Raw genomic sequence first — 15034 nt, forward strand, 5'->3', positions numbered from 1 at the left:
GAGTTCGTTTTCAGAAAAAGAATAATCTTTTTCAATTATATTTTAAGTCACTCAAAACTCAGGTAAAAAAATTAAAAAAGATTTATAAAAAAAGTCGGATTTTGATGTCCGACTTTTTTCATTTTGTAATTTGCACTCAGGCACTCAGGCACTCAGGCACTCAGGCACTAAAACTATCTTTTCATCGAAAAATGCCCTCGTTTTTCCTTTCCATTTTCACGAATCACCAAAAACCAATAATCGGTCGACGGTAAGAGTTTCCCATTATACGTTCCGTCCCAGCCTTGTGAACCGACGGGAAATCCCGTGATCAGTTTTCCATATCGGTCGTAAATGTACGTGTAAAGCGCAGGCTCGTATTGGTCGTATTTGACTTTCCAATAATCATTGTAACCGTCGGCGTTAGGCGTGAAGAATCGCGGATACATGAGCAAATGCACGATCTCGTCATCGTCGCCGCAACCGCCAATGTCCTTTATCCAAACGTGGTATTCGCCCGGCATGAGATTCGTGAACGTATTCGATTGCTGGTAATTCGTGCCGTCGATCGAATACAGGAAATCGCCTGTGTCGGTTTCGTTCGTGTGGACGACGATGGTATTGTTACTGTCAGTCCAATCGGTGACTTCGACTTCGCGTATCGTTGGGGAAACAACAGGAACGACTTCGATCGTATACATTCCCGTACACGTAATTCCGTTATTGGTTTGCGTCACTGTAAGCGTGTACGTTCCCGCTGTTGAAACCGTAATTTGGTTCGTGGTTTCGCCCGATGACCATAAATAGGAATCCATTCCGGAATCGGCGACAATGTTAAGCGACGCATTCGGACATAAACCGTAACGCAATTCCATGTCGAGTTTCGGATATTCGTTTACGATGACTTCGACAGAAACGACTTGGTAACAGTCGCCATTCGTAAACTTGAGGCGTGCGAACAACTGAGCCGTCGCGGAATTATAGGGTTGTGCAAGCGCGTCCACGCCGTCTTCGGCATCTTCCAACGAACTGTGATAGGTCAGCGCGAAGTCGTTCGGGTCTTGGGTTCCGATGATCGTCGCGTTGAATTGCGTAAGGTCAAAGTCAGCCGTTCCATCGCGATCGTCGTCGTCGCACGCTATCAACGGAAAGTTCGGCTGAATCGCATTTATAAGCGATGGGAGCGACGCGATATCCACGACTTTCACGACCGATTGCCCGCAAAAATGTTCTACCGAGAATTTATAGACCGCAGGTTCCAGATCAATAAACGTATCGTTGTTGCCGTTGTCGATCACGAATGGATTTCCGTTCTTTTCGATGATTTTGTAGTGGAATGGAGGCACCCCGTCGGCAATTACCTTGACGCTTATGAGTGCGCCGTCACAGGTCAGTTTTATAACGTCGACAATTTCCACGTCACCTGTATTGTCAAATTCCAGCAACGTTTCCATACATTCCTTCGTGGGGGCGATATTGCCGTTCTCATACGCCTGGAATGTCGTGACCAATCTGAATTCGCCTATGTACTGCAGGTTCAGGTTCGGGCTGTTGTTTTGGAGTTCCAGTGCGTTCGCGGCACTGAAAGGAATTCCATCGACATAAACCGTCCCGGTATTCGGTTGCGTCCATTGGTTTGATGAATTTTTCTTCTGCAACCAGAATTTTTGCGTCGTCGCGTTCGACGTATGTGCGATCGCCAAATTGAACGACGCGCAATTTTTGGATAATTGAATGTCGCTTACAGGCGGCAGATATTGCATGACCGTGAACACTTCGGGCGGATGGACGAGGCAGTTGTCGGTAATGACCATCGTGTAATCGCCGGGAAGCAGGCCGCCCATCGTGAAGGTTCCGCCTGCGATATAAAGCGATGCGTCGAACGGCAACGGTTCAGGGAAACCCGCGGGAGCCGCCGTGATGATGACCGAGGTGATCAGGTTCGCGTTTCCGCCACGTACCCGAATTCCTCCTTTGCCAAGTTCACAATCGGCGCGTGTCGAATCATTGAGCGGCAGATTTGCCAGGAATGGGTCGACCGTAAAATCTTTTGGATGGACGAGACCGCAAGTGTCAGTAATCTCAATCGTGTAATTGCCCGACCACAAGTCGAAGAGCCACGCTTCCTGTGGTTCGGTAATCCATGCCGCGGGAACCTGGAACGGCAATGGATACGGGAATTCAGGAGGCGCGACCGTAATCACGATCGAGGCGATGTCGAATTCGATAACCTGAATCTGCACATCGCTCAAATACGCCTCGCAACCCGGATGCGGAACCGGAATCGCGTGTATCGTATAATCAGGCGGTTCCAGAGTCTGGGTGTCCGAATACGTGTGGCCGCAAGCGTCGGTAAGCGTAAAACTGTAATCGCCGAACGGAACGGTATTCGTGTCGTCGCCGTAATCGGTCGTGGAACCTGAAAAGGGTCCGGGATGATTCGGGTTGTACGTCGTCGGATCGAAACCGGCGGGAAAAGATGTAAATACGATATTGTAAGGAGCGACGTAAACCGACGGCTCGATATAGAAAAAGTATTGGCTGCACTCGCCCAACTGGGGCACGAATGAAGCCGTCAACGTCAAATCGACGACGTTGCCCGGAAATGAAACCGTCGTGCCGCAAGCGTCGGTCACGGTCAAGTCGTACGTGTACATTTGGCCGTACCAGAACGGGATGGTCTGCAAAGCCGTGTACGAATCAGGATTTCCCGTCGTGCCGATATTGCTCAAAACGACATTATTGGTTCCGTTCGGCGAATAAACCGTGTAAACCATTGTCAATGGATAGAGCAAATTATCATCGTCGAGATCGGCTGGATAAACGGGATTCGTGACGGTAATGTGGTTGCAATCGGGGAGTTCGGGAAGAAAACCCATGCCGCCTACATAGAATACGACTTCGTTATGCGGAACCGTTACCGATATGGATTGTTTTGCGCCGCATATATCGGTCACGCGTAAGGTGTAAAGCCCGGGCAACAATCCCGTGAAGAGAGGCGAACTTTGCGGGCTTACGGTTTCAGGACCTTCGAACAATTCATACTCGAGCGGGAACCCGGCCGTGACGACTGCGGTTATCGTGCCGTCCTCGCAATGTTCCTCGGTAAAAGTCGCGCTGATCTGCAAGGGCGTAATCATTTCTACGATCGTGACGTCCTGGGACGGAAACGTAGTCGGAACACCGCTCACAGTTACCGTCGCAACCACGCGATACGTTCCGGCGTCCAGACCTGTGAGTTCGCCTCCGTTCGATGTCAGTATGGAAATAGGAGTGACGAGATCCGGTAGTTTGAAGATTCGGAATTCGAACGTCGCCGATGGAGCCGGATTGGTAATCGTACATGTAATCTTGGCGTTGCCGTCGCAGGTTTCGTCGGTCTTGCTTACGACGAGTTGCGCCGATGTTCCGGTCGAAAAAAACAACAGAAAAAACAGCAAAAGACTTCCCGCAAGCTTCGTTGAGATTGTTGCAATAGCGGAAATTCGTGGGCGTAAAATTATTTCCACGGTTCGAATAGCAATTTGTTGTTGTTCGACAATTTACGAAAAATTCATGTCCGCCATTTTCATTTAACATTTTAAGACAATATTTGGTTTACTTGTTTGGCAGGTAAATAAATATGCCTTAATTTTGCACACCTTTTTGATGGAGAACGGATTTCCGGAAAGGCGCTAAAAAAACAAAAAAACAACTTCTGTTTTTAATCTGTTAAGAAATCCGGTAAAAGCAGGATACAAATTATTAATCAGCATGTCTGAATTATTAAAAACACAAGAAGACTTTTTGAACAACTTCAACTGGAACAACTACCAAGAAGGTATCGACGCCGTTGATGAGACAAACTTGAAGGAATTCGAGGAACTCGTTTCAAAAACCTTCATCGCAACAGATCAGGAAGAAGTAGTGGACGGAACAGTCGTGAGAATGACTGACCGTGACGTAATCGTCGACATCAACGCCAAATCAGAAGGTGTTATCTCGTTGAACGAATTCCGTTACAACCCGAACCTGAAAGTTGGAGACAAAGTAGAAGTCTTGATCGACGTTCGTGAGGACAAGACAGGACAACTCGTACTTTCTCACCGTAAAGCTAGAACCATCAAATCATGGGATCGCGTTATCAACGCTCATGACACTGGCGAAATCGTAAACGGATTCGTGAAATGCCGCACTAAAGGTGGTATGATCGTGGACGTTTTCGGGATCGAGGCGTTCCTTCCTGGATCGCAGATCGACGTTAAGCCGATCCGTGACTACGATATCTACGTGAACAAGACCATGGAATTCAAGGTCGTGAAAATCAACCACGAATTCAAGAACGTCGTAGTATCGCACAAAGCGCTTATCGAGGCTGACATCGAAGTACAGAAGAAAGAGATCATCGGGCAATTGCAAAAAGGTCAGGTACTCGAAGGTGTCGTTAAAAACATCACTTCTTACGGAGTATTCATCGACCTTGGAGGCGTTGACGGACTTATCCACATCACTGACCTTTCTTGGTCACGTATCAACCACCCAAGTGAAGTTCTTGAACTAGACCAGAAATTGAACGTCGTAATCCTTGATTTCGATGACGAGAAAACTCGTATCCAACTTGGTCTTAAGCAATTGAACGCTCACCCATGGGATGCTTTGAGTCAAGAGCTTAAAGTTGGTGACAAAGTGAAAGGAAAAGTTGTCGTTATCGCTGACTACGGTGCTTTCATCGAAGTTGCTGAAGGCGTTGAAGGACTTATCCACGTTAGCGAAATGTCTTGGTCTACGCACTTGCGTTCGGCTCAGGATTTCGTGAAAGTTGGCGACGTCGTCGAAGCTCAAATCTTGACTTTGGATCGTGAAGACCGCAAAATGTCACTTGGTATCAAGCAATTGACTCCAGATCCATGGACCGACATCACGTCTAAATACCCTGTAGGTTCTAAACACACAGGTATCGTTCGTAACTTCACAAACTTCGGTGTATTCGTAGAATTGGAAGAAGGAATCGACGGATTGATCTACATCTCTGACCTTTCTTGGACTAAAAAAGTGAAACACCCTTCAGAATTCGTGAACGTTGGTGACAAACTTGAAGTTGTCGTATTGGAACTTGACGTAGACGGACGCAAATTGTCATTGGGTCACAAGCAAACACAACCAAACCCATGGGATAAGCACGAAGCTGCCTTTGGAGTTGGAACCCTTCACGAAGGGACGATTGCTGAGATCGTTGATAAAGGAGCGACAGTTGACTTCGGAGATGACGTAGTTGCGTTCATCCCTGCGCGTCACCTTGAAAAAGAAGACGGCAAGAAACTTAAGAAAGGTGAAACTGCCCAATTCAAAGTAATCGAATTCAACAAGGAGTTCAAGCGCGTGGTTGCGTCTCACACTGCTACTTTCCGTGAGGAAGAGGAGAAGAACGTTCGCCAGTCGCAAGAAAGCTCGAACAACAACAACGCTTCGGCGCCGACGTTGGGAGACAACAACGACATCCTTGCCGGTTTGAAAGCTAAAATGGAGAAGAACGAGAAGAAATAATTTCTTTTCGCCTTAATAATAAAGCCTCGTAGAAATACGGGGCTTTTTTTTTTGACGCAACCATTTAAAGAAAAAAACGTCTACCAATCACAACGCTTCGAATTATGTTAACTGTTCAATATTCCAATCGTAAACTATAGTTATGAAAAAATCTTCATTGTTATTTACCTGACATTCTTTAGTGGTCTTGTCTCAGAAGCCCAGGTTGTTTCTCTCCCAACCAATTTTAAGGCAAAACTGCTTACAGCTTCGGACGAGACTTATATGGCAAAAGACGTGAATGGAACCTGGGTTTCAATCGACACGAATTCTGACGGGCAAATCCAAGTAAACGAAGCCATCGCGATATACTATCTCGATGTTTCCGGCTCATGGGGGGATTCAGGCCCTGGTGCCGGTAATATGTCGGGCATTGAAGCATTTGCAAACCTGCGAACGTTGAAGTGCCGAGGTGTGACGAACGTGATAAATTTTAACATTAGTGGGCTTGCGAATCTGATCGAGATGGATTGCTCCAATATTACCGGCATCCAGTCGTTGGATTTTAGCGGGCTTACCCAATTGAAAAAACTCTCGTGTACCGGAAATCTAATCCAACAAATTGACTGCAGTGATTTGGTGCAGCTAGAGGAATTAAACTGCGGCGGAAGCGGCCTCACATCTTTAAATATCTCCAATATTCCGTCACTAAAGATTTTAAGATATTCCAGCAGCCCGAATCTGCCATTACCCGATTTTTCGCAACACTCTACGCTCGAAGAGTTAGATTGCTCGGTTAACAATTATGTTTCATTGGATGTTACCATGCTTGCGAATCTAAAGAAACTCAGATGTGGCGGCAACGGTCTCGTTTCGCTGAATATGAGCGGTTTAAGTCAGCTGGAACATCTTGATTATTCCTACAGTCCGCAACTGCCGGATTTAGCACTCTCTTCCTGGCCAACCCTGAAACGTATATATTGTAAAAATAGCGGCCTTAGTCAGCTCGATTTGGCTGGTCTGGACGAACTGGAGATATTGCAATGCAATAATAACCAGTTTGCCTCGCTAGACCTCGAAGGAAAAGTACAATTAGTCCACCTTGAATGTAGTAATAATCAATTGACCGAACTTGACCTGAGCGATTGCGTTTCCCTGAAACGGCTTTTCTGCAACGACAATAATTTGACGTCGATCGATGTGGGCAACAGCCCTGAAATGGAGGTATTTTTTGCCAATAATAACAACCTGCAATCGATTTTTGCACCGACAATGCATATCATAACGAACGGTATTTCGGATCTTATGTTTGACGGGAATCCTGACATAAGTTATATATGTGTACCAGAATCCCTTTTTGCCTATATAGATAATAAGCTCAATTATTACGGGATTGAAAATTGCGAAGTGAATTCCTATTGCTCGTTCACGCCTCTAGATGCCTCATACGCCCTTACCGGCGTCCTTCGTTATGATTATGAGATGAACGGTTGTGACGGCTCTGACGATTATGCGAATTTTGTTCGCCTGAGTCTGACAGATGGCACTCAAACCGGCATCTCCCTCTATAATCAAGATACGTTTAACATACCATTGCCTGCAGGAAACCACACCTTGACGCCAATCTTGGAAAACCCTGAGTATTTTTTGGTATCGCCAAGTTCGGTCAGTGTGGTTTTTCCTGATGAGGAAAGTCCGTTACAACATGATTTCTGCATTTCCCCGAATGGTACGTTCCCTGACCTTGAAGTCCTGTTGTTTTCGAGACATGTGTGTCTTCCTGGAGAAACGATAACTTATCAATTGCTCATCAAGAATAAAGGAACGCAGGATCAATCAGGCACGGTACATTTGCAATATGACGAGTCTGTATTGGATTTTGTGGATTCCGATATTGCCTTAGCTACACAATCTGCGGGTGATCTTGTCTGGGATTTTGAAAACCTTGAGCCTTTCGAACGCAGATTGATCACGATCAAGTTCCATCTTAATTCACCTATGGATACACCTCCATTGAACGGAGGCGATATTTTGAATTACACGGCCACGATATCATCAACACTTAGCGATACGCAACTACAGGACAATACGATCGTTTTTCATGAAACAATTGCCAATTCTTACGACCCGAATGATAAGATATGTATCGAAGGACAGGTTGTAGGTCCTGAAATGGCCGGCCAGTACGTGCATTATGTGATCCGATTCGAAAATACGGGTGACGCGAACGCTCATAACATTGTCGTCAGGGATGTCATCGACACAACAAAATACGATATAGAAACTCTTATCCCTATGGTTTCCAGCCATAATTTCGAATTCCGTGCCATAAATGAACGTGTTGAATTTATTTTCAAGAATATCGACCTGCCTTTTGCGCCTGAGAGCAACAATGGGTTCATTGCATTTAAAATCAAGACCAAACCTACCTTGACCGTTGGCGACACTTTCAGCAATTCGGCTTCGATTTACTTCGATTACAATTTCCCTGTTGTAACCGAACCCGCTATTACTGTTATCCAAACTTTGCAAACAGCCGACTTTGAGTTTTCAGAACATTTTGTGTTGTATCCGAATCCATCCGGCAAAGAAATACGCATCGCCTCCAAAGATAATGCGGCGCTCAAATCGATCAGTTTCTATAACGCGCTCGGACAATTGGTGCTGACAAATGTAAGCCCACAGACCGATGCCACGATTGATGTGTCGACTTTATTGCAAGGACAGTATTATGTAAAAGTTTTTTCTGAAATAGGTACGTCGGTTACCAAGTTCCTTAAAAATTAGTAAGATAATTTTAAGAAGCCTCGTCAAGTACGGGGCTTTTTTTGTTATTAAAAGTTTAAGAAAAGGGCATTTAAGCCATAGTATCTTATATTTGAGTTCCGACAAAACTACGATATGAAACTTGGGATCCTGCTTACCACTGAAAATCGCCTCTTGAGCGTCGCCGCCATGCTCGACGTGTTCCAAACCGTAAACCGTTTTTACGTAGAGGTCGAACGCGATCCGTTTTTCGAGATCGAATTGTTGTATCAGGACGATTCCAGGCCGTTATTGTATTCGGAATACGAACTGACCAAACCCGACTCCCAGGCGCGTTACGACCTACTTTTGATTCCCGCGTTCAAGCCTGACGCGATGCCGTCCCAGCTCGCCACGAACCGCAATTGGATTCCGTGGTTGCAGAACCAATATGCGAACGGCGCACACATCGCCAGTTTTTGCACGGGCGCGTTTCTTTTGGCGGCGACCGGTTTGCTTGACGGAAAGCCCGCGACCACGCATATCAACGCCGAATACGCATTCGCCTCGGCATTTCCAAAAGTCCTTGTCCAAGCCGACGCCGTCGTCACGGAGCAAGATCGCATCTTCACGAGCGGCGGCGCCACGAACAGTTTCCATTTGATGATCTATTTGATCGAGAAATTCTGCAGTCGCGCGGTTGCCGTTCGGACGGCTAAGATTTTTTCAGTCGATATCGATCGTAAACAGCAAAGTTACTTTGGCACTTTTCTGCCGATTGAAGATCACGGTGATTCGCTCGTGAAACAGGCGCAGCTTGAAATCCGCAAGAATTTCCGGGAAGCGAACACGATAGAGGAAATCATCGTCGATGTTCCGTCGAGTCGCCGCAACCTCGTACGCCGGTTCAAACAGGCCACGGGAATCACTCCGATCGAATATCTTCAAAAAACACGTATCGAAGCCGCAAAGCAAATGCTCGAGCAATCGCGACACAGCGTGCTCGAAGTCATGCTCGATTCGGGTTACAACGATTTGAAATCCTTCAGGACGTTGTTCAAGAAAAACGTCGGGATGACGCCGACGGCTTATAGAGACAAGTTCAACGCGATACAATTCTGATTGCATAAGATTTTCACTTCTGCCAAAACAAATGAAATTCGAAAGAAAAGCAAGAATTTTCGTCTTTTTTTGAGTTCTTTTTTCGGAAATTCAATTTTTTGACAGCGTAAATTTTTAAATCCTAAATTCGAATGTCACAATATCCAATTCGTTGATTTTTCGTGATTTATTGTGTAGATTGCTGCTTTCGAAATCAATCACAACACAATATATAATGGGGAAAATTACTTTGTTGCTACTTTTTGCGGTCTCAGGCTTCGCGCAATGCGTCACGGGTGTATCGACCGGGGTTTTTCATGGCGCAGTCATATTAGACAACGGCACTTTGCACACTTGGGGCGGAGCTATGAATGACTGGGGAATGCTCGGCCAGGGAAACGTAAGTTATATTTATGAACCCACTCAGGCCGGTAACCAGACAAACTGGGCCAAAGTTTTTACCGGTGCGCTGACCACATTCGGCATCAAGACGAACGGAACATTATGGGGAACAGGCTGCAACGAACAAGGTGATTTGGGCATTGGAACATACGGGCCTTCCAACGTATCCAAGGTATTCGTACAAGTTGGCACGGCTACCAACTGGAAATCGGGGTCGGGAAGCAGCGATCACACCGTAGCCGTAAAAACCGACGGCACGCTTTGGGCTTGGGGAAGCAATACGTACCGCCAACTTGGCGACGGAACCACAACTAGCCATTACACGCCGAATCAGGTCGGCAGCGAGACGAATTGGAAAGATGCAGTTGCGATCCATCACGCGACGATCGGCGTGAAAACAAACGGCACGCTTTGGGGTTGGGGAAGCAATGGAGCGGGAGCCATAGGGCAATTTACGGGAATCGGAAGTTCGAGCGTACCGTTGCAGATCGGTACCGATACGAATTGGTCAGCAATCGCATCAGGTGCTTACAGTCTTCATACGCTTGCACTCAAAAATGACGGCCGACTGTACGTTTTCGGGGGCGCGTGGTCAAGCGGCGTCGGGGCTTTGGGATTGGGGCCGCAGATCACATTTATGTCCTTTCCCGTGCAGATAGGTACCGATTCGGATTGGGCGAAGATCAGCGCCTATTTCAACACCTCGTTCGCGATCAAAACTGACGGTACACTTTGGGGCTGGGGACAGAATAATTTAGGGCAGCTCGGCGACGGTACGACCCAGGACAGGAATGTTCCCACGCAGATCGGGACCGACAGCGATTGGGTTTCAGTACATGCCGGATATAATCACACGGTTGCGCAAAAAGCCGATGGCAGCGTTTACGCTTGGGGACAAAATTCGTCAGGCCAACTCGGTATCGGAACCGCGCCCGATTCACACGTTCCGGTTATGGTAATCAATTCGTGTTCGTTGCATGCGACGGAATTTTCGTCAAGCGAGTTCATCTTGAGTCCAAATCCAGCGAGTGAAAGTTTCGGATTTCGCGCGGGCAACGCGGCCATTTTAACGAATGTTTGCGTTTACGATCTTTCGGGCAGATTAGTAAAAATGCTAGCCGGTTTCCAAAGTTCGGATACGACCGTCGACATTCACGATCTCGCATCAGGGATTTACAATGTAGTGGCAACCACGGCGTCGGGCACGACATCGACACACAAACTCGTAAAGGAATAACTTTAAATTAGATACGAAAATCCCGTTATTCACAGCGGGATTTTTCAGTTAAAATATGCTGCAATACGGCGTATGTTAAGATTCTCTGCAACTTTCACTACTTTTAACGGTAATCTAAAATCATCGTTTTGACCTCTCCATATTCTTATTCGGCCGGACCGTCGGATATTCCGTTGCTCGGACAAACCATCGGGCAAAATCTCAAAGAAATCGCCTCGAAGTTTCCCAACCACGAAGTACTTGTTTCGAATTCCCATTCGTATCGCGCGACATATTCGGAATTTCTGGAGCAGACTTCGATCCTCGCAAAAAGCCTGTTGCAAAAGGGAATGGGCAAGGGCGACCGCGTCGGGATTTGGGCACCGAACCGTCCCGAATGGGTTTTGTTGCAATATGCGACGGCTCGCATCGGCGTGATATTGGTCAACATCAATCCGGCGTATAGGTCGAGCGAACTCGAGTTCGTGCTTAATCAGTCGGGCATTAAATTGCTCGTTTCGGCGTTGACATTCAAGACGAGCGATTACAAGCAGATGGTCGAATCGGTTCAGGAAAACTGCGAGGAATTGCAGGAAACTTTATATCTCGACAGGGATTGGATTGATTTTTTAGCTGTAGGAGATTCGATATCCGACGAAATTTTGGAAACCTTCGAAAACTCGGTTCAATTCGATGAACCTATAAATATCCAATACACGTCAGGCACAACAGGATTCCCAAAAGGCGTTACGCTCACACACCACAATTTGCTCAACAACGGCTATTTCATCGGTGTTCGTTTGAAGTATTCCGAGAACGACCGCGTGTGCATTCCCGTTCCATTTTACCATTGTTTCGGAATGGTGATCGGGAATTTGTGTTGCACGTCACACGGCGCCTGTATCGTGATTCCGTCCGAAAGTTTCGAACCTGCGACGGCATTGCGCACGGTCCAGCAAGAGAAATGTACGTCGCTTTACGGCGTTCCGACGATGTTCATATCTGAATTGTCGCTTCCCGATTTTGACTCATACGACCTTTCCACTTTGAGAACGGGCGTCATGGCAGGCTCGCCTTGTCCCGTTGAAATCATGAAACAGGTACAGTCGCGCATGTTCATGAAAGATGTTTCGATTTGTTACGGAATGACCGAAACGTCGCCCGTTTCAACCCAAACCGTCATCGGGGCGCCGTTTGAGAAACAGGTCGGAACGGTCGGGACGGTCCAGGATTATCTGGAAATAAAGATCGTCGACCCGACAACGGGCGAAATCGTACCCAGGAATACGGCTGGAGAGTTGTGTACGCGCGGTTATTCGGTCATGCTAAAATACTGGAACAATCCGCAGGCGACGGCGAGCGTCCTCGATGAGGCGCGTTGGATGCATTCGGGCGATATGGCGGTGATGGACGATGATGGTTACATCAATATTTCAGGACGCATCAAAGACGTGATCATCCGCGGAGGAGAGAATATTTCCCCTCGCGAGATAGAAGAATTCTTTTACGGACACGAATCGATCGAAGACATTCAAGTGATCGGCGTTCCTGATGAAAAACTCGGCGAAGTCGTCATGGCGTGGATAAAATTAAAATCCGGCAATAATTTGACCAAGGATGAACTAAAATCCTATTGCAAGGATCGCATCGCACATTATAAAGTGCCAAAATATTGGAAATTTGTCGAGAGTTTCCCGATTACGATCACGGGAAAAGTGCGCAAGGGAGAAATGCGTGAGATTTCGATCGCGGAACTCGCACTCGAGCATTTACTGAACATCAAAACGTCTTAAAAAAGTTAGCCGCGAACTCGCGAATTTCAATCTGATTGCACAGACGTATTCGCGACTTCGCGGCCAAAGTTCACTGCCTAAAGCATAAAAAATTACTTCAAACTCCCGACCATATCCTCAGGTTTTACCCAAGCGTCAAAGTCTTCTGGGGTAACGTATCCCAAACGCACGGCTTCGTCTTTTAGCGTCGTTCCGTTTTTGTGTGCGGTCTGCGCGATCTCGGCCGATTTGTAATACCCGATTTTAGTATTCAACGCGGTTACCAACATTAGCGAATTGTCAACCAGTTCCTTGATGCGTTTGTGGTTCGGTTCGATGCCTTGCGCGCAATGTTCGTCGAACGAGACACAGGCATCGCCAAGCAAGCGCGCCGACAGCAGGAAATTCGCGGCCATGACCGGTTTGAAAACATTGAGTTCGTAATGGCCTTGCATGCCGCCGACCGAGATCGCGACGTCGTTCCCCATGACCTGGGCGCAAACCATCGTGAGCGCTTCACATTGCGTCGGGTTTACTTTTCCGGGCATGATCGACGATCCGGGCTCGTTCTCGGGAATTAATATCTCGCCGATTCCGGAACGCGGACCTGAGGCCAACATGCGGATATCGTTCGCGATCTTGTTCAACGAAACCGCCAATTGTTTCAAAGCGCCGTGCGATTCCACGATAGCGTCGTGAGAGGCGAGGGCTTCGAATTTGTTCGGGGCCGTTACGAATGAATGACCTGTGAATTTCGCGATGTATTCTGCGACTTTGACGTCGTAGCCGGCAGGAGTATTCAATCCTGTTCCGACTGCGGTTCCGCCAAGCGCGACTTCTGAAAGATGCGCCAATGTATTCTTGACCGCTTTTATGCCGTAGTTCAATTGGGCGACGTAACCTGAAAGTTCCTGCCCGAGCGTAAGCGGCGTCGCGTCCATCAGGTGCGTGCGGCCGATTTTCACGACATTCATGAATTCGGTTGATTTCGCCTGGAGCGTATCGCGTAGTTTTTCGACTCCCGGAAGCGTGACTTCGACGACCGCTTTGTAGGCCGCGATGTGCATTCCCGTTGGGAAAGTATCGTTAGACGATTGGGATTTGTTCACGTCGTCGTTGGCTTTCACGACCGCTTCACCTTCACCGATCTTGAATCCCGCGAGCACCTGGGCGCGGTTCGCGATGACTTCGTTCACGTTCATGTTCGACTGCGTTCCTGAACCAGTCTGCCAGATGACAAGCGGGAATTCCGATTCGAGTTTGCCTGCGAGGATTTCGTCGCACACGGCTGCGATCGCATCGCGTTTCTCCACCGACAAAACGCCGAGGTCGTGATTCGCGTACGCTGCGGCTTTCTTAAGATAAGCGAAACCTTCTACGATTTCCTTCGGCATCGAGCCTGACGGACCGATCTTGAAGTTGTTGCGTGAACGTTCGGTTTGGGCGCCCCAGTATTTGTCGGCCGGGACTTTTACTTCGCCCATGGTGTCTTTTTCTATTCGGTATTCCATTGGTTGTTTAACTGTTTAATGGTTTAACTGTTTATTTGTTGATTCGTTGATTTTATTTCGCTGCGCTCCATACTGTTCGGCTGCGCCTCGGGTGTTGATTTGATTTATTGCCTCCCGTCGATGTGGTCGTTACTAATTGGGCTTCCGATCTTCCAAACCAAAAACTTCCGAACTTCCCATAGCAGCCCCGATTGAAGCGGCAGCCTTTTGCGGCGGAAGCGCATTTTTTGCCGACGTTTGGCGGCGACCGAAGGAAGCCCGTCAAACAAGTGCAAAAAAGCGATTCTGCTCAAAAGCTACAGCGGAAAGCGGGAAATGCTGCCCAAAAAAATAGCGTCCCAAAAGTACGCATAAATGTTTTTTTATAAAAATGTATTCGCCAGTTGGTCGGGAAAAATACTATTGTTACATTTGCGTATAATTCAAAAAATTCCGGAAAACATGTTTGAATTTCAACAGTACTTAGGTTTCTTAATGTTCCTGTGTATTTTCACTATCGGCTTCTGGCTTATGATATTCCTTGTCAACTTCGTATTTTACTGGGTTGCAGGAGCGAGCTGGGAACTTTGGAAAGAAAAACGCGCCGCTAGGAAAGCAAAGTCAGAACAATCGGCAATCTAGAAGCTGGTTGAAGAAATTAAAGGGAAGTTTGCGCTTCCCTTTTTTGTTGGCTGTAAGTGAGTGTTTGTTTGCACTTTTAAAGTTTACTACATGGTTTTTTTTTACAGTTAAGATAGTTGAGAAAGTTAAGCGCTCCTGCACAGTAAACGTATCGGTTCGGTTTTGATTTGAAAAATCATGACTAT

Annotated in this window: 8 protein-coding genes; 6 read left to right on the forward strand and 2 right to left on the reverse strand. The window is 47.1% G+C overall.

All coding sequences use genetic code 11. The features are described 5' to 3' along the window. Positions 1–173: 173 nt before the first annotated feature. Positions 174–3488, reverse strand: coding sequence for a T9SS type B sorting domain-containing protein (locus EOO50_RS08935; RefSeq protein WP_290839362.1), 3315 nt, complete (start codon positions 3486–3488; stop codon positions 174–176). 244 nt (positions 3489–3732) lie between these two features. Between EOO50_RS08935 and rpsA the strand changes: the two genes are divergently transcribed. The 5 genes from rpsA to EOO50_RS08960 all read left to right on the forward strand — a co-directional run bounded on the left by rpsA (position 3733) and on the right by EOO50_RS08960 (position 12738). Beyond that, a complete protein-coding gene (gene rpsA / locus EOO50_RS08940; RefSeq protein WP_290839363.1) occupies positions 3733–5502 on the forward strand; it encodes a 30S ribosomal protein S1 in 1770 nt (589 codons plus the stop codon). Positions 5503–5766: 264 nt separating this feature from the next. After that, positions 5767–8268: a T9SS type A sorting domain-containing protein gene (locus EOO50_RS08945; protein WP_290839365.1), complete on the forward strand. Its 2502-nt coding sequence runs from the start codon at positions 5767–5769 to the stop codon at positions 8266–8268. A gap of 114 nt (positions 8269–8382) precedes the next feature. Further along, on the forward strand, positions 8383–9348 hold the full coding sequence (locus EOO50_RS08950; protein WP_290839366.1) for a helix-turn-helix domain-containing protein: 966 nt from the start codon (positions 8383–8385) through the stop codon (positions 9346–9348). A 214-nt stretch (positions 9349–9562) separates the two neighbouring features. Further along, entirely contained in the window at positions 9563–10966 is a 1404-nt protein-coding gene (locus tag EOO50_RS08955) for a T9SS type A sorting domain-containing protein (protein WP_290839367.1), read from the forward strand. A gap of 128 nt (positions 10967–11094) precedes the next feature. Further along, a complete protein-coding gene (locus EOO50_RS08960; protein ID WP_290839368.1) occupies positions 11095–12738 on the forward strand; it encodes an AMP-binding protein in 1644 nt (547 codons plus the stop codon). A gap of 92 nt (positions 12739–12830) precedes the next feature. Here the strand turns inward: EOO50_RS08960 and fumC are convergent, their stop codons facing one another. Continuing rightward, on the reverse strand, positions 12831–14228 hold the full coding sequence (gene fumC, locus EOO50_RS08965) for a class II fumarate hydratase (protein WP_290839369.1): 1398 nt from the start codon (positions 14226–14228) through the stop codon (positions 12831–12833). 441 nt (positions 14229–14669) lie between these two features. On the opposite strand from fumC, the gene EOO50_RS08970 reads away from it, so the two are divergent. Continuing rightward, complete coding sequence (locus tag EOO50_RS08970; protein ID WP_290839438.1) at positions 14670–14849, forward strand: hypothetical protein; 180 nt, start codon at positions 14670–14672, stop codon at positions 14847–14849. The last annotated feature ends 185 nt before the right edge of the window (positions 14850–15034 follow it).

Origin of the sequence: Flavobacterium sp., from assembly GCF_004211145.1 — a bacterium.
Classification (GTDB): Bacteria; Bacteroidota; Bacteroidia; order Flavobacteriales; family Flavobacteriaceae; genus Flavobacterium.